This window comes from Cupriavidus sp. OV096 (genome assembly GCF_900115455.1).
Lineage (GTDB): Bacteria > Pseudomonadota > Gammaproteobacteria > Burkholderiales > Burkholderiaceae > Cupriavidus.
The window spans coordinates 466,658-482,962 of the sequence record NZ_FOWM01000003.1 but is presented as its reverse complement, the minus strand read 5'-3'; the positions used below and the strand labels follow the sequence as shown (position 1 = coordinate 482,962).

The 16,305-nt window shown below is 68.8% G+C and carries 12 protein-coding genes; 10 read left to right on the top strand and 2 right to left on the bottom strand.

The window, feature by feature from the left end:
* Positions 1-188 precede the first annotated feature (188 nt).
* From BM115_RS09530 to BM115_RS09495, 8 genes are all read left to right on the top strand, one after another.
* Positions 189-1,766 carry an ABC transporter substrate-binding protein gene (locus tag BM115_RS09530; protein ID WP_255370764.1) on the top strand — a complete coding sequence of 526 codons (1,578 nt, stop codon included), beginning with the start codon at positions 189-191 and terminating at the stop codon, positions 1,764-1,766.
* Positions 1,767-1,942: 176 nt separating this feature from the next.
* Entirely contained in the window at positions 1,943-2,893 is a 951-nt protein-coding gene (locus BM115_RS09525) for an ABC transporter permease (RefSeq protein ID WP_092292988.1), read from the top strand.
* 10 nt (positions 2,894-2,903) lie between these two features.
* Positions 2,904-3,791 carry an ABC transporter permease gene (locus BM115_RS09520; protein ID WP_092292986.1) on the top strand — a complete coding sequence of 296 codons (888 nt, stop codon included), beginning with the start codon at positions 2,904-2,906 and terminating at the stop codon, positions 3,789-3,791.
* A 2-nt stretch (positions 3,792-3,793) separates the two neighbouring features.
* Positions 3,794-4,876 carry an ABC transporter ATP-binding protein gene (locus BM115_RS09515; RefSeq protein ID WP_092293325.1) on the top strand — a complete coding sequence of 361 codons (1,083 nt, stop codon included), beginning with the start codon at positions 3,794-3,796 and terminating at the stop codon, positions 4,874-4,876.
* 25 nt (positions 4,877-4,901) lie between these two features.
* Positions 4,902-5,924 carry an ABC transporter ATP-binding protein gene (locus BM115_RS09510; protein WP_092292984.1) on the top strand — a complete coding sequence of 341 codons (1,023 nt, stop codon included), beginning with the start codon at positions 4,902-4,904 and terminating at the stop codon, positions 5,922-5,924.
* 39 nt (positions 5,925-5,963) lie between these two features.
* A complete protein-coding gene (locus BM115_RS09505; RefSeq protein ID WP_092292982.1) occupies positions 5,964-7,154 on the top strand; it encodes an amidase in 1,191 nt (396 codons plus the stop codon).
* A 36-nt stretch (positions 7,155-7,190) separates the two neighbouring features.
* Positions 7,191-7,604 (top strand): DUF3830 family protein, encoded by a 414-nt coding sequence (locus tag BM115_RS09500; RefSeq protein WP_092292980.1) that lies wholly within the window; start codon positions 7,191-7,193, stop codon positions 7,602-7,604.
* Between the two features lie 131 nt (positions 7,605-7,735).
* Positions 7,736-9,379 (top strand): rhomboid family protein, encoded by a 1,644-nt coding sequence (locus BM115_RS09495; RefSeq protein WP_092292978.1) that lies wholly within the window; start codon positions 7,736-7,738, stop codon positions 9,377-9,379.
* A 113-nt stretch (positions 9,380-9,492) separates the two neighbouring features.
* On the opposite strand, the gene BM115_RS09490 is transcribed toward BM115_RS09495, so the two are convergent.
* Both BM115_RS09490 and BM115_RS09485 read right to left on the bottom strand, forming a co-directional pair.
* Complete coding sequence (locus BM115_RS09490; RefSeq protein WP_092292976.1) at positions 9,493-12,603, bottom strand: efflux RND transporter permease subunit; 3,111 nt, start codon at positions 12,601-12,603, stop codon at positions 9,493-9,495.
* 3 nt (positions 12,604-12,606) lie between these two features.
* On the bottom strand, positions 12,607-13,845 hold the full coding sequence (locus BM115_RS09485) for an efflux RND transporter periplasmic adaptor subunit (protein WP_092292975.1): 1,239 nt from the start codon (positions 13,843-13,845) through the stop codon (positions 12,607-12,609).
* Between the two features lie 303 nt (positions 13,846-14,148).
* Here BM115_RS09485 and hpnD point away from each other — a divergent pair, with 303 nt between their 5' ends.
* Together hpnD and BM115_RS09475 are read left to right on the top strand one after the other, a co-directional pair.
* A complete protein-coding gene (gene hpnD / locus BM115_RS09480; RefSeq protein WP_092292973.1) occupies positions 14,149-14,985 on the top strand; it encodes a presqualene diphosphate synthase HpnD in 837 nt (278 codons plus the stop codon).
* A 55-nt stretch (positions 14,986-15,040) separates the two neighbouring features.
* Positions 15,041-16,303, top strand: coding sequence for a Zn-dependent hydrolase (locus BM115_RS09475; protein ID WP_092292971.1), 1,263 nt, complete (start codon positions 15,041-15,043; stop codon positions 16,301-16,303).
* Positions 16,304-16,305: the final 2 nt, after the last annotated feature.

Below are 16,305 nucleotides of genomic sequence, written 5' to 3'. Positions count from 1 at the left end.
GACCAACGCCCGGTGCAAGAACCAGACCACGCGCCGGGGCGGCGCGACTGGCACATGACTTGCTAGACCGAAGGCAGCCCTTCCCCCACTCAGGAGCATTGCCTGTGAACCACCAAACGTCCGCCCACGCGAAAGGTTTCTCCGCCGCAGTCCTGGCCCTCTCGTTCCTCGCACTGCCCGGCGCCGCCATGGCCGAGAAGACGCTGCGCATCGGCATGACCGCTGCCGACATCCCGCGCACGCTCGGCCAGCCCGACCAGGGCTTCGAGGGCAACCGCTTCACCGGCATTCCGATGTACGACGCGCTGACGCAGTGGGACCTCTCCAAGGGCAACGGCCCCAGCCTGCTGATTCCCGACCTCGCCACCGAGTGGAAGGTGGACGCCGCCGACAAGACCAAGTGGACCTTCAAGCTGCGTCCCGGCGTGAAGTTCCACGACGGCTCCGCCTTCAACGCGGACGCCGTGGTCTGGAACGTCAACAAGGTGCTCGACAAGACCGCCAAGCAGTTCGATGCGAGCCAGGTGGGCGTGACCGCCTCGCGCATGCCCACGCTGCGCAGCGCGAAGAAGATCGACGACCTGACCGTGGAGCTGGTCACGTCCGAGCCGGACTCGTTCCTGCCGTACAACATCTCGAACCTGTTCATGGCCTCGCCCACGCAGTGGGAGAAGAAGTTCGCCGCCGTGCCAGCCTCGGTGACCGATGCGGCCGAGCGCAGCAAGCAGGCGTGGGTCGCCTTCGCCGCCGACGCCTCCGGCACCGGCCCGTTCAAGATGACCCGCTTCGTCCCGCGCGAGCGCCTGGAACTGGCCAAGAACGCCAGCTACTGGGACAGCAAGCGCGTGCCCAAGATCGACAAGGTGGTAATGGTGCCGATGCCCGAGGCCAACGCGCGCACCGCCGCGCTGCTGTCGGGCCAGGTCGACTGGATCGAGGCTCCCGCGCCTGACGCCGTCGCCCAGATCAAGAGCCGCGGCTTCGAGGTCTACGCCAACGCCCAGCCGCACATGTGGCCGTGGCAGCTCTCCTTCGCGCCGAATTCGCCGTGGCTGGACAAGCGCGTGCGCCAGGCCGCCAACCTCTGCGTGAACCGCTCGGGCCTGAAGACGCTGCTGGGCGGCTACATGGCCGAGGCCAAGGGCATCGTGGAAGCCGGCAACCCGTGGTGGGGCAATCCCAAGTTCGACATCAAGTACGACGCCAACGCCGCCCGCAAGCTGATGGCCGAAGCCGGCTACTCGGCCGCCAAGCCGCTGAAGGTGAAGGTGCAGGTGTCGGCGTCCGGCTCGGGCCAGATGCAGCCGCTGCCGATGAACGAGTACGTGCAGCAGAACCTCAAGGAGTGCTTCTTCGACGTGGACTTCGACGTCGTGGAGTGGAACACCCTGTTCACCAACTGGCGCATCGGCGCCAAGGATGCCAGCGCGCACGGCGCCAACGCCATCAACGTCAGCTTCGCGGCGATGGACCCGTTCTTCGCGATGGTCCGCTTCGTCAGCACCAAGACGCAGCCGCCGGTCTCGAACAACTGGGGCTTCTTCGGCAATGCGGAGTTCGACAAGCTGATCGAGACCGCCCGCACCTCGTTCGACGAAAAGTCCCGTGACGCCGCGCTGGCCAAGCTGCACGCGCGCATCGTGGAAGAGTCGCCATTCGTGCTGATCGCCCACGACGTGGGCCCGCGCGCCATCTCGAAGAAGGTCAAGGGCGTGGTGCAGCCGCAGAGCTGGTTTATCGATATCGCGACGATGTCGATGGACTGAGTTGGTTTGCGCCCCGTTGTGTTCTCCCCTCTCCCCTTGGGAGAGGGGCGGGGGAGAGGGCAGCGGTTCAAGTTGAGACATCGCATCGAGACACTCCGGCCCTCTCCCCCGGCCCCTCTCCCGCAAGCGGGCGAGGGGAGAAAACCCTCCGCCCCCACACTAGCCGGCCACAGACCATGACTTACCTGCTTCGCCGCATTCTCTATGCGCTGCCTATCCTGCTTGGGGTTGCCCTGCTCTGCTTCTCGCTGGTCCACATCGCCCCCGGGGACCCCCTCGTCTCGGTGCTGCCGCCCGATGCCTCCGAAGACCTCCGGCGCCAACTCACCGCGCTGTACGGCTTCGACAAACCGTTCCTCGAACAATTTCTGCACTGGCTGGCCCGCGCGCTCCATGGCGACCTGGGCACCTCCATCGCCACCAATCGCCCGGTGATGAGCGAGGTTTCCACCGCCGTGATCAACTCGATCCGGCTGGCCAGCGTGGCCACGCTGATCGGCTTCACCTTCGGCTGCCTGTTCGGCTTCGTGGCCGGCTACCTGCGCGATTCCATCGCCGACCGCACCGCCTCCTTCCTGTCCGTGCTCGGCGTCAGCATTCCCCACTACTGGCTCGGCATGGTGCTGGTCATCGCCTTCTCGGTGCTGCTCGGCTGGCTGCCCGCCACCGGCGCCGGCCCGGGCGGCTCGGGGGACTGGGCGTGGGACTGGGAGCACTTCCAGTACATGCTGCTGCCGGCCATCACGATGTCGGTGATCCCGATGGGCATCGTCGCCCGCACGATCCGGGCGCTGGTGGCGGAGATCCTGTCCAACGAGTTCATCGTCGGCCTGCGCGCCCGGGGCCTGTCGGACGTGGCCGTGTTCCGCCACGTGGTCAAGAACGTGGCGCCGACCGCGCTGTCCGTGATGGGCCTCCAGCTCGGCTACCTGCTCGGCGGGTCGATTCTGATCGAGACCGTGTTCTCGTGGCCCGGCACCGGCTTCCTGCTGAACTCGGCCATCTTCCAGCGCGACTTCCCGCTGCTGCAGGGCACGATCCTCGTGCTGGCCGTGTTCTTTGTCCTGCTCAACCTGCTGGTGGACGCGCTGCAGACGCTGTTCGACCCCCGCATCCAGCGCAATTAAGGAGGCCCCCATGCAGATCGCACTGAACAAGGCCGTGGCGCCGCTGCCCGTGGCGCGCTCGCCCGGCTACTGGGCCACCGTGGGCCGCCGCCTGCTGCGCAACAAGCTGGCGATGGCCGCCGCGCTGATCCTGATCGCCCTGGTGGTGTTGGCGATCTTCGCCCCGGCGCTGATGCCGGCGGACCCGTACGCGTCCTCCATCCTCAAGCGGCTCAAGCCGATCGGCACCGCTGGCTATCCGCTCGGCACCGACGAACTGGGCCGCGACCTGCTCTCGCGCCTGATGCTGGGCGGCCGGCTCTCGCTGTTCATGGGCATCACGCCGGTGCTGCTGGCGTTTGTGATCGGCAGCGCACTCGGCATCATCGCCGGCTACGCGGGCGGCTGGACCAACACCATCATCATGCGGCTCACCGACATCCTCTACGCCTTTCCGTCGGTGCTGCTGGCCATCGCGCTGTCCGGCACGCTGGGCGCCGGGGTGGGCAACGCGCTGCTGTCGCTGACCATCGTCTTCGTACCGCAGATCGTGCGGGTGGCGGAGAGCGTGACCACGCAGGTACGCAACCGCGAGTTCGTCGATGCGGCGCGCGCCTCCGGGGCTAGCTCGCTGACCATCGTGCGCGCCCATGTGCTGAATAACGTACTTGGGCCGATTTTCGTCTATGCGACGAGTCTGATTTCGGTGTCGATGATCCTGGCCTCCGGGCTCTCCTTCCTGGGCCTCGGCGTGAAGCCGCCCGAGCCCGAGTGGGGCCTGATGCTCAACACGCTGCGCACCGCCATCTACACCCAGCCCTGGGTCGCCGCCCTGCCCGGCGCGATGATTTTCCTGACCTCGATCTCGTTCAACCTGCTGGCCGACGGCATCCGCTCGGCCATGGAAATCAAGGAATGAACATGAGCGACCTCCTCACAGCGCCCGCACCCGCCCACGCCCGCGACATCGGCGGCCCGGCCCAGCCACTCGTGATCGCGCGCGATCTCGTCAAGCATTTCCCGCTCAAGTCGGCCATCCCGTTCCACAAGGCCGGCGAGGTCCGCGCCGTGGACGGCGTCAGCTTCGACGTGCTCAAGGGCGAAACCCTCGGCGTGGTCGGCGAGTCCGGCTGCGGCAAGTCCACCACCGCGCGGCTGCTGATGCAGCTCACCGCGCAAGACAGCGGCGAGCTGATCTTCGACGCCCAGGGCGTGGGCTCGCCCCAGCTGCCGATGAAGGCGTTCCGCAGCCAGGTGCAGATGGTGTTCCAGGACAGCTACTCGTCGCTGAACCCGCGCCTGACCATCGAGGAATCGATCGCCTTCACGCCGCGCGTGCATGGCGTGCCGGCGCGGGAGGCCACCGAGCGGGCGCGCTACCTGCTGGAGCGCGTGGGGCTGGACCCGGCGCGCTTTGCCGGGCGCTATCCACATGAGCTGTCCGGCGGGCAGCGCCAGCGGGTGAACATCGCCCGCGCGCTGTCGCTGCGGCCCCGGCTGGTGATCCTGGACGAAGCGGTGTCCGCGCTCGACAAATCCGTGGAAGCCCAGGTGCTGAACCTGCTGCTCGACCTCAAAGCCGAGTTCGACCTGACCTACGTCTTCATCAGCCATGACCTCAACGTCATCCGCTACCTGTGCGACCGGGTGATGGTGATGTACCTGGGCAAGGTGGTGGAGATTGGCGATACGGAGTCGATCTACGCCAATCCCTCGCACCCGTACACGCGCGCGCTGCTGGCGTCGATGCCGTCGATGGACCCGGACCACCGCACGCTGGCCGCGCCGCTGGCGGGCGACCCGCCCAACCCGATCAATCCGCCGTCCGGATGCAGCTTCCATCCGCGCTGCGCCCGCGCCGAGCCGGTCTGCGAGCGCCGCACCCCCGTGCTGGCCGACGAACTGGCCGGCCATCCCGTGTCTTGCCTGATGGCGATGCCCGACGGTGGCCACTCGCTGCCGCTGCGGCGCATGACGCCGGGCCTGCACGCGGCCACGCCCTGACCCACCTGACCTGCGGGACACCCCTATGACAGCCCCCCATTCCCCTGCCGTCTCGGTCAAGGACCTCCACGTCACCTTCGCCGGCGGCGGCAAGACCATCCGCGCGGTGAACGGCGTGTCGCTCGACGTGGCCCCCGGCGAAGCCGTGGCGCTGATCGGCGAATCCGGTTCCGGCAAGAGCGTGACGCTGCGCGCGCTGATGCGCCTCCATCCGCCCCGCCGCACGCGCATGAGCGGGCAGATCCATGTCGATGGCCAGGACGTGCTCGCGCTGGACAAGCGCGCGCTGGCCCGGCTGCGCGGCGGCACCGTCGCCATGGTGTTCCAGGAGCCGCTGCTGGCGCTGGACCCGGTGTACACGGTGGGCCAGCAGATCGTCGAGTGCATTCGGACGCACAAGAAGGTGTCCGCCGCCGAAGCCCGCGCGCTGGCGCTGAAGGCGCTGGAAGCGGTGCGCATTCCCAGCCCCGAGCGGCGGCTGGCCGCCTATCCGCACGAGATGTCCGGCGGCATGCGGCAGCGGGCGATGATTGCGCTCGCGCTGTCGGCCCAACCGAAAATCCTGCTGGCCGATGAGCCCACCACGGCGCTGGACGCCACCGTGCAGATCCAGGTGCTGATCCTGCTGCGGGAGCTGCAACGCGAGCTGGGCCTTTCCATCGTCTTCGTCACGCACGACATGGGTGCGGCTGTGGAGATTGCCGACCGCGTGGCCGTGATGTACGGCGGCCGCATCGTCGAGGAAGGCCCGATCCGCACGCTGCTGCGCGAGGCGCGCCACCCGTACACGATGGCGCTGCTGCAAAGCCGCCAGCACGGCATGGATCGCGGCCAGCGGCTGCAGGCCATCGGCGGCGCCCCGCCTGACCTGGCCGCGCTGCCGCCGGGCTGCACCTTCGCCCCGCGCTGCGCGCACGCCCGCCCCGCCTGCCTGGCCGAAGTGCCGCGCAGCGTGGCGCTGGGCAACGGCCACCGCGTCAGTTGCGTGCTGGTGGCCGATAGCTCCGAACCTTCGAATACCGCCGCTGCCTCGCCGGCCGCCGCCTAAACTCCATCCATCCTCCGAAAAAGAAGGAAGCCGAACGCCATGACCCTGGCCACCCATCCCGCCCGCGCCTTCATGCCCTACCCCGACGCGCCCGTGCCCAACGCGGCCATCGGCCCGCTGCGGGGGCTGACCTTCGCCGTCAAGGACCTGTTCGACGTGGCCGGCTACCCCACCGGCGGCGGCAATCCGCACGTGCTGGCCCGCTCCGGCATCAAGAGCGTGACCGCGCCCACGGTGCAGAAGCTGCTCGATGCCGGCGCGATGTTCGTCGGCAAGTCGCACACGGACGAGCTGGCCTTCTCGATGAACGGCCAGAACGCGCACTACGGCGGCCCGGTCAACGGCGGCGCGCCCGATCGCGTGACGGGCGGTTCGTCGTCCGGGTCGGCCTCGGCGGTGTCCAACAAGCTGTGCGACTTCGCGCTCGGCACGGACACCGGCGGCTCGGTGCGCGCCCCGGCCAGCCACTGCGGCCTGTTCGGCATCCGCCCCTCGCATGGCCGTATCTCGCTCCAGCACTGCATGCCGCTGTGCGAGACGCTCGATACCTGCGGCTTCTTCGCCCGAGACATAGGCACCTTCGCCCGCGTGGCGGACGTGCTGTTCGGCAAGGATGCCGATCCGCTGCCGGCCCGGCCTCGCCTGCTGCTGGCATCGGACTTGTTCGAATTGCCGACACCCGAAGCTCGCGCCGCGCTGGCGCCCACGGTGGCGCGCATCGAGGCCGTGCTGGGCCATGCCACCCCGGTGGACGTGGCCGACCGGCCGCTGGCCGACCTGTACTGGGCCTTCCGCTACGTGCAGGGCTGGGAAGCCTGGCAGGCCGATGGCGCGCTGATCGAGAACTACGGCCTGCAGATGGGCCCGGACGTGGCCGCGCGCTTCGCGTTCAGCAAGGGGGTCACGCAAGCCCAGTTCGAGCAGTCGAGCGCGGTGCGCCGCGAGTTCACCGCGCACCTGGGTCGCCTGCTCGGCCATGACGGCGTGCTGGTGCTGCCGACCATGCCGGACATCGCCCCGCTGCGCACCGCCGCCGGCGAGACGCTGGAGGACTACCGCACCGCCGCCGCCCACTCGCTGTGCCTGACGCCGCTGTCGGGCTTCCCGCAACTGAGCCTGCCGCTCTCCGGCCGCGCCGGCGCGCCGCTCGGCATTTCCCTGCTCGGCCCGAAGGGCAGCGACCGCAGCCTGATCGCCGTGGCGGAGACGCTGATGACGGCGCTGGCCTGACCCGGCCCCCATCGACCCCTCTATATAGATATAGCCATGCCCCGACTCCGCATCACCGCCGCCGGCCAGACCTTCCTGGCCGACACCCACCCGGACGCCCCCGAGACCGTGGCCGCCTTCCTGAAGCTGCTGCCCTACCGGCAGAAGCTGATCCACGTGCGCTGGAGCGGCGAAGGCTGCTGGATTCCGCTCGGCGAATTCAAGCTGGGCGTTGGCTTCGAAAACCACACCAGCCACCCGTCCGTGGGCGACATCCTGTTCTACCCGGGCGGCTACAGCGAAACCGAGATCATCCTGGCCTACGGCAGCTGCTGCTTCGCCAGCAAGATGGGCCAGCTGGCCGGCAACCACTTTCTGACCATCGTCGAAGGCCGGGAGAACCTCCGGGCGCTCGGCACCAAGGTGCTCTGGGAGGGCGCGCAGGACGTGGTCTTCGAACTGGCCGACTAGGGCCGCAACCCTCCCGACGGGGGAGATGCTTCCCGACGGACGACCGCATATCGTCGCGTGACGCGCGCCGTGGCCCTGCCGCACCGGGGCCAGCGAGATGACGCGATGACATCGTCTTGTCGGGAAGAACCATGCAGACATCGCTATTCATGCGCGCGCCGGCCACCGGCTCGCGCCGCAGCGGCGCGTTCCATGTGCGCCGATTCGGGTCCGCGCTGCTCGTGCGCGCCTTGCTCTGGCTCTGCTTCGGCGGGCTGGGGACGCTGCTCCTGCTGTTCTCGCACGGCAAGACCAGCCTGATCGTCGTCGGCGCCGGCTTCTTCGGCGTGCTGATCCTGTTCGAATGGTCCTGGGGCCGGCACGCGCCGCTGCGCAAGCCGCTGTTGACGGTGGACGCCGGCGGCATCGGCTCGACGTCCTTCCCGCGCCGCCGCCCCCACCTGCGCTGGGCCGAGATCGCCGCTGTGGCGGTGCGCAACCTGCGCGGCGGTCCTGTGATCGAGGTCTTTCCCAAGCCCGTGCCGGGCGCCCGGAAACGGACCCCGGCGGCGTTCACGATCCGGCTGGCCCTGATGCGCGAGGCAGACCAGCAGCTCGCCCAGGCGCTGGTCACCCATCACATGCGTACGGCGGGCGTCGCAGTCGATAACGCGCTGGCGGCCGACCAAGCCTTCCGGGCCGAGATGCAGGCACTGCCGCACACCTGGGGCCTGTACGCGATGATCGCCCTCGACGTGGGGATCTGGCTCTTTACGCTCACGCACGGCGCCACGCTCGACGCCACAGCGCCCGCCAAGCTCGTCGAATGGGGCGGCAACGCCGCCGTGCTGGTGCAGGAGGGCCAGTGGTGGCGGTTGCTGACGGCCACCTTCCTGCACAGCAGCCTCCGGCACATCGGCGCCAACATGCTGGTGCTGTTCCTGCTCGGCAAGCATGTGGAGCGGTTCTACGGCACACGCGGCTTCCTGCTGATCTATCTCGGCGCGGGGCTGGCCGGTAGCGCGCTGAGCCTGCATTTCGGGGCGCAGACGGCGGTGTCGGTCGGAGCGTCGGGCGCCGTGTTCGGCGTGGGCGGCGCGCTGCTGGCGGGGGTGCTGCGGCATCGCCGGCTGCTGCCCGAGGGCATCCATCGGCAACTGACGACGGACGCCGCGGTGATGATCGGCTATTCGCTGGTGCAGGGCTTCCTGTCAACCCGCGTGGACAACGCCGGGCACGTGGGCGGCCTGATCGGCGGCGCGCTGATCGCGCTATGCCTGCCGGTGCGGCTGGACCGCGCCAGCTACGCCAGCAAGCTGCGGCGCGGCCTGGCCATGGCGGCAGCCGTTGCCGCCGTGCTGGTGGTGGGTACCGCCGCGCTGGCACCGCGCGTGCCCCAGGCCATGCGCGACAGCCTGGCCGCTTCCCGCCAGATCGAGCGCGCCCACAAGACCTTCACGACCGCCTTCCAGGCCATGCAGGCCGACAATGCGGCAACCAAGGCCGGCCGGATGACTCCCGAGGAAGCGGACGACCGCAGCCGGACCGTGCACGCCCCGGCGCTCGATCAGGCCGTGTCCGAACTGGTCCGCATCACGCTGCCGCCGGGCGACCCGCGCGCGCCGCTGGTGCAGGACATGACGCTGCTGGCCGACCTGCTGCGGGAAATGGCCCGCATGCCGTCGGTGAAGGATCCCCGCACCGGCAAACCCGTGGCCGCCGATCCCCGCCGCGCAGCGCAGATCGCGGTGGACATCGTGCGGCTGACCGCCCAAATGAAAAAGCGCCAGTCGTAACCGGCGCTTTTTCTTCTCCCCCGGGGATCACCCCGCCTACCCTGCCATCACCCTGCCATCACCCTGCCATCACCCTGCCATCACCCTGCCATCACCCCGCCATCACCTCGCCATCACCCCGCCATCACCCCGCTGTCGCCCTCGGGCGGCTTCACGCGGAACCACGCTGCGTACAGCGCCGGCAGGAACAGCAGCGTCAGCACCGTGGCGATGATCAGCCCGCCCATGATGGCGGCCGCCATCGGCCCCCAGAACGTCGAGCGCGAGAGCGGGATCATCGCCAGCACGGCCGCCGCGGCGGTCAGGATGATCGGCCGGAACCGGCGCACCGCTGACTCGACAATGGCCTGCCACGGCGGCACCCCGGCGCTGATGTCCTGCTCGATCTGGTCCACCAGGATCACCGAGTTGCGGATGATCATGCCCAGCAGCGCCGTAATGCCAAGCTGGGCGACAAACCCCATCGGCGCGCGCAGCAGCAGCAGCGTGGCGGCGGCGCCGATCAGCCCGAGCGGGCCGGTCAGGAACACCATCACCGAACGCGAGAAGCTGTGGAGCTGCAGCATCAGCAGCGTGAAGATCAGGAAGATGCACAGCGGCAGTTGCGCGGCGATGGACGCCCCCGCCTTGCCGCTCTCCTCCTCGGCCCCTGCCACGGTGATCAGGTAGCCGGGCGGCAGGTTCGCGCGCAGCTTGTTGAGCTGCGGGTTGATCTGCGCGGTCACGGTCGGACCCTGGATGCCATCCACCACATCGGCCTGCACGGTGATGCCGAAGTCGCGGTTCTCGCGCCAGATCACGCCCGGCTCGGACTTCAGCGTCACGCGCGCCACCTGCGTCAGCGGCACCGCGCGGCCGGTGTTGGTCGGCACCAGCACGTTGGCCATGTCGGACATCGCGTCGCGCTCGTTCTTCGGCGTGCGCATGATGATGTCGATCAGCTTGTCGGCGTCGCGATACTGGCCCACCGGCACGCCGGTCAGCACGGCCTGCGTGGCACGGGCGATGGCGTTGGTGGTCACGCCCAGCGCGCGCGCCTTGTCCTGGTCGATCTCCAGGCGCAGCATCTTGACGTTCTCGTTCCAGTTGTCGTTCACGCCCACCGTGTTCGGATTGGCGGCCATGATCGCCCGGACCTGATCGGCAATTTTGCGCACGCCGGCGGCCTCGGGCCCGATCACGCGGAACTGCACCGGGTACGCCACCGGCGGTCCGTTCGGCAGCAGCTTCACGCGGCCGCGCAGCTGCGGGAACTGGGTGGCCAGCACCTCCATCACGCGCTTGCGCAGCGCGTCGCGCGCCTCCACGCTGACCGGCATCACAATCACCTGCGCCACGTTGCTCTGCGGGAAGATCTGGTCCAGCGGCAGGTAGAAGCGCGGCGCGCCGACGCCGACGAAGGTGGTCAGGCTATCCACGGCCTTGTCGCGGCGCATGGCGGTCTCGAAGCGCTTGGCCTCGCCCTCCATCTGCGCGAAGCTGGTGCCCTCGGGCATCCACAACTCCACCATCAGCTCGGGCCGGCTCGAATCCGGGAAAAACTGCTTCTCGACGAACTTGAACGCCCACAGGCCCAGCGCGAAGCTGACCAGCGTGACGGCGATCACGGTCTTGCGCCACGTCACGCACCAATTCACCAGATGCCGGAAGCGCGCGTAGAACGGCGTGTCGAACACCTCGTGATGGCCGCCGTCGCTGGCGCGGGTCTTGAGCAGCAGGTAGCCGAGGTAGGGCGTGAAGTACACCGCCGCCAGCCACGACAGCACCAGCGCCAGCGCCGTCACGGCGAAGATCGCGAAGGTGTACTCGCCCACGGTGGACTTGGCCAGCCCCACCGGCAGGAAGCCGGCCGCCGTGATCAGCGTGCCGGTCAGCATCGGCATGGCCGTGGAGGTGTAGGCGAAAGTGGCCGCCTCCATCTTGGAGAAGCCTTCCTCCAGCTTGCGGACCATCATTTCGACGGCGATGATCGCGTCATCCACCAGCAGCCCGAGCGCCACGATCAGCGCCCCGAGCGAGATCTTGTGCAGGCCGATGCCGAAGATGTTCATGAACAGGAACGTCACGGCCAGCACTAGCGGGATGGTCAGCGCCACCACCAGCCCGGGGCGCACGTCGAGCCGCAGCGGCTTGGTGTGCAGCCCCAGCGCGATGAAGCTGACCGCCAGCACGATCACCACGGCCTCGATCAGCACGTGCACGAACTCGCCCACCGAGCGCTTGACCGCCTGCGGCTGGTCCTGCACCTGCTCCATCTCGATGCCCATCGGCAACTGGCCGCGCAGGCCGTCGGTCACGCGGCGCAGTTCCTGGCCCAGCGCGATGATGTCGCCGCCCTTCTCCATCGAGATGCCGAGCCCGATCACATCCTTGCCGTTGAAGCGCATGCGGCTGGCGGGCGGGTCGATATAGCCGCGATAGACGTGGGCGATGTCGCCCAGCCGGATATTGGCGATGCCGTTGGGCCCGCGCAGCACCAGACTCTCCAGGTCCTGCACATCGCCAAGCTGGCCGGTCACGCGGACCTGGAGGTTGTCGGTCGGGGTGACCATCACGCCACTCCCGGTGGGATTGTTCTGCTCCGAGATCTGGTTGGCGATGGCGTTGATGTCGAGCCCAAGCTGCGCGAAGCGCGTCTGGTTGAACTCGATATAGAGCTTCTCGTCCTGCAGGCCCAGCAGCGTGACCTTGGCCACGGCGGGCACGCGCAGCAGCGCCTGGCGGACGAGGTCGGCGTACTCGCGCAGCTCCTTGTAGTTGAAGCCGTCCGCCGAGAGCGCGTAGATCGAGCCGTAGACATCGCCGAATTCATCGTTGAAGAACGGGCCGCGCACGCCCTGCGGCAGGGTCTGGGCGATGTCCCCGATCTTCTTGCGCACCGTGTACCAGATCTGCGCGGTGTCCTTGGCGGGCGAGTTATCGGCCAGCTGGAAGATCACCGTGGTCTCGCCCGGCTTGGAGAAGCTGCGGATCTTGTCGGCGTACGGCACTTCCTGGAGCTGCCGTTCGATCTTGTCGGTCACCTGCACCGCGATCTGCTCGGCCGTGGCGCCGGGCCAGAAGGCCTGCACCACCATCACGCGGAAGGTGAACGGGGGGTCTTCGTCCTGACCAAGCTGGAAGAAGGCCAGCAGGCCGCCGATCAGCAGCACCACCAGCAGGTAGCGGGTCAGCGGCTGGTGCTCGAGCGCCCAGCGCGACAGGTTGAAGCGCGAGTGTTCCATCGATCAGCCCTTGCTGCCGGCGGCGGCGCCCGGATTGGAGGCCGGCTGGGCCGGCTGGGCCGGCTGGGCGGACGTGGCGCTCTGCATCGGCTTGACCTTCTGGCCCGGCTGCAGCAGGTGCACGCCGGCCGTGACGATGGTCTGGCCCGGCGCCAGCCCCTGGCGCACCTCGATTTCATTGCCTTGCGGGTCGCCCAGCGTCACCGGCACCGGCTTGACCGTGCCCGTGCCGCCACTGGCTGCGCCCTGGTAGATCCACACCTGATTGGTGCCGCGGTCCTGCAGCAGCGCGGTCAGCGGGATGCGGATGGCGGCGGACTCGCCGGTGCGGGTAAAGGTGACCACGGCGGTCATGCCGAAGCGCAGGTCGGCGGGCGGATTGGGCACGCTGACGCGCGTCGGGTAGGTACGGGTGACCGGATCGGCGGCGCCGGAGATCTCGCGCACGCGGCCCGGCAGCGCGCGGTCCGGCTCGGCCCAGGTGCGCACGGTGACGTCGGAGATGCCGCGCAGCATGTCCACCTGATCCTCGGGGAGGCCGATGGCGACCTCCTTCTCGGCGATCTGCGCCACGCGGATCACCGACTGCCCCGCCGTGACCACCTGGCCGACCTCGGCATCGACGGCCGTCACCACGCCGTCCGCATCGGCGGCGAGCACGGCGTAGCCGGTCTGGTTGCTCTGGTTGCGCAGATTGGCCTGCGCCTGCTCCAGCCGCGAGGCGGCGGAATCGTAGGTGGCCTGGCGCCGGTGCAGCTCGGCGGCACTGATGAAATTCTTGGCGGCCAGCTCCTTGTAGCGCTTCAGATCGGAGTCGGCCAGATCGCGGTCGGTCTTGGCGGCATCGAACTGGGCACGCGCGGAGGCTTCGGCCAGCGCCAAGTCGGTCGGGTCCAGGCGGGCCAGCGGCTGGCCCTTCCTGACGCTGGCGCCTACGTCCACCAGACGGGCCGAAATCTTGCCGGGCACCCGGAAGCCCAGGCGCGACTCCACGCGCGGCCGTACCTCGCCCGAAAACTCGAATGCGGTCTTCCCGGCACCCGAATGCAATTGCAACAGCCGCACGGGCCGCACGGCCTCCACCGGCTCCGCCTTCTTCCCGCAGCCGGACAGCCCGGCCAGGATCGCCAGCGTCGCCACGGTCAGCAGGGCGACCATCGGCGTCCGGCGGGTCCGGGCGGGCATCGGGGAAACATCAACGTCGGCGGCCGCAACATCCGGCCTGGCATAAGGCACTGGCATGGGTTAAGCGTCTTGAGTCGGTGGAACGTCGGAACAAGCTGGAGAGTGCGGGGGAACAGCCAATTGGGGAAAGCGTCTCGCGGCGGACCCTTCTGCGGGTGCCTGCCGGGGAATTAATAACTGGCCGGTCAGTAATATAACGAGCGGCTCCGAGTGCGTCAAACGCCGGGCGACGAATGGGCCGAAACTTGGCGCGAATGGCGGACACGGGGTGGACGGGGGGCGATGTTACAATTTGTCGCTTTCGCGGACCCGCTGCGCCGGTCCGTATCGCCCCACAGACCGCATTAAAAAGAGATTGGCGTGACGCCCGATCAGTATTGCCAGGACAAGGCCGCCCCGGGCGGCTCCCTCCCCTATTACAGCTTCCTGTTCCTCCCGACCGAACGCCGCCGCGCCATCACGGCGCTGTACGCCTTCCGCCGCGAGCTGGAGGCCATCATCGACGAGAGCCACGACGCCGGCGTAGCCCACCAGCGGCTGGACTGGTGGCGCGGCGAACTGCGCCGCCTCTATGACGGTCAACCGTCACATCCGGTCACGCAGGCCCTGCAGCCCCATATTGCGCCGTGCGGCCTGCCGCAATCCGAATTTTCTGAAATGCTGGACGGCATGGAAATGGATCTGACCCAGACCCGCTACCTCGACGAAGCCGGTTTGAAACGCTACTGCCAGTGCGCGGGCGGTGCCATGGGTGTGCTGTCGGCCCGGGTGCTGGGGTTTTCCGATCCGCGCACGCTGGACTTCGCCCGCCAGCTGGGCCTGTCGATGCAGCGCGCGACCATCGTCCGTGATGTGGGCGAGGATGCCCGCCAGGGCCGCATCTACCTGCCGGTGGACACGCTCCAGCGCCACGAGGTGCCGGCGGCCGACATCCTCCAGTCGCGCTACTCCGAGCGCTTCGTGGCCCTGATGCGCGAGCAGGCCGAGGTGGCCCGCACGCTGTACCGCGAGGCGCTGGCGCTGCTGCCGCGCCAGGACCGCCGCGCCCAGCGCGCCGCGCTGGTGATGGCGGCACTCTCCCATGCCCAGCTCGACGAGATCGAGGCCGACCAGTTCCAGGTGCTGACGCAGCGCATCGCCCTGACGCCGATGCGCATGCTGTGGATCGCCTGGAAGACCTGGCTGCGCAACCGCTGACCGCCATCGAACCGAATCGAACCGAACTGATCCCGACCCGACCCCGATCCGCATCATGACTACCGTACTCGCCTCGCTCGGCCAATCCATCCTCGACCGCGCCGCCGCGCTCGCCGCCCACTCCGACATGGAGGACGGGCTGACCTGCGCGTTCCTTACGCCGGCGCATCGCCGGGCACAGGCGCAACTGGTGCAGTGGATGGAGGAAGCCGGCATGGCGGTGCGCGTGGACGCCATCGGCAATGTGATTGGGCGGTATGCCGCCGATCCGGCCGTGGCTGCGCCGAAGGTGCTGATGACCGGCTCTCATTTCGACACCGTGCGCAACGGCGGGCGGTATGACGGGCGGCTGGGCATCCTGCTGCCGATTGCGGTGGTGGGCGCACTCCATGCGGCGGGCATCCGGCTGCCGTATCACTTCGAGATCGTCGGCTTCGCCGAGGAGGAAGGGCTGCGCTTCAAGACCAGCTTCCTGGCCAGCAGCGTGCTGGCGGGCCGCTTCGACCCGGCCCTGCTGGACCGCGCGGACCCGGACGGGGTGACCATGCGCGAGGCGCTGGCCCAGTCCGGCCTGCCCGGCGCCGGCAGCCTGGACGCCCTGCGCGCCGCGGCGGTCGATCCGGCCACGCTGGCAGGGTTCGTCGAAGTGCATATCGAACAGGGCCCGGTGCTGCTGAACCGCGACCTGGCGCTCGGCATCGTCACGCAGATCGCAGGCAGCAGCCGCTTCCAGGTGCGGGTGGAGGGGCTGGCCAGCCACGCCGGCACCACGCCGATGGACATGCGGCGCGACGCCGCCACCGGCGCCGCCGAGATGATCCTGCTGGTGGAGTCGCGCTGCGCGCAGGTGCCGACGCTGGTCGGCACGGTGGGCCAGCTTCAGGTGCCGAACGGCTCCAGCAATGTGATTCCGGCCGCGTGTGTGTTCTCGATGGACATCCGCGCCGGCGAGGACGGCATCCGCGAAGCCGCCATCACCGACATCGTGATGGGCATCGAGCGGATCGCGGCGCGCCGTGGCCTGACCGCCACCGTCGAACGAGTGACGCCGGTGAACAACGCGCCGTGCGCGCGCTGGCTGATGGATCAGTTCGGCGCGGTGCTGCGCAAGCGCGGTCTGGAGGCGTTCGAGCTGCCGTCCGGCGCCGGGCATGACGCGATGATGATGCAACGCATGACTGACGTGGCGATGCTGTTCGTGCGCTGCGGCAATGGCGGCATCAGCCACAACCCGCTGGAAACCATCACCGTGGAAGATGCGCAGCTGGCGGCCGAGGTATTCGTGGATTTCCTGCGACATTTCCGACCGCAGGACTGATA

Coding starts and splice junctions, on each gene's coding strand:
- BM115_RS09530 (WP_255370764.1), top strand. CDS start 189: ATGGCCGAGAAGACGCTGCGCATCGGCATGACCGCTGCCGACATCCCG.
- BM115_RS09525 (WP_092292988.1), top strand. CDS start 1,943: ATGACTTACCTGCTTCGCCGCATTCTCTATGCGCTGCCTATCCTGCTT.
- BM115_RS09520 (WP_092292986.1), top strand. CDS start 2,904: ATGCAGATCGCACTGAACAAGGCCGTGGCGCCGCTGCCCGTGGCGCGC.
- BM115_RS09515 (WP_092293325.1), top strand. CDS start 3,794: ATGAGCGACCTCCTCACAGCGCCCGCACCCGCCCACGCCCGCGACATC.
- BM115_RS09510 (WP_092292984.1), top strand. CDS start 4,902: ATGACAGCCCCCCATTCCCCTGCCGTCTCGGTCAAGGACCTCCACGTC.
- BM115_RS09505 (WP_092292982.1), top strand. CDS start 5,964: ATGACCCTGGCCACCCATCCCGCCCGCGCCTTCATGCCCTACCCCGAC.
- BM115_RS09500 (WP_092292980.1), top strand. CDS start 7,191: ATGCCCCGACTCCGCATCACCGCCGCCGGCCAGACCTTCCTGGCCGAC.
- BM115_RS09495 (WP_092292978.1), top strand. CDS start 7,736: ATGCAGACATCGCTATTCATGCGCGCGCCGGCCACCGGCTCGCGCCGC.
- BM115_RS09490 (WP_092292976.1), bottom strand. CDS start 12,603: ATGGAACACTCGCGCTTCAACCTGTCGCGCTGGGCGCTCGAGCACCAG.
- BM115_RS09485 (WP_092292975.1), bottom strand. CDS start 13,845: ATGCCAGTGCCTTATGCCAGGCCGGATGTTGCGGCCGCCGACGTTGAT.
- BM115_RS09475 (WP_092292971.1), top strand. CDS start 15,041: ATGACTACCGTACTCGCCTCGCTCGGCCAATCCATCCTCGACCGCGCC.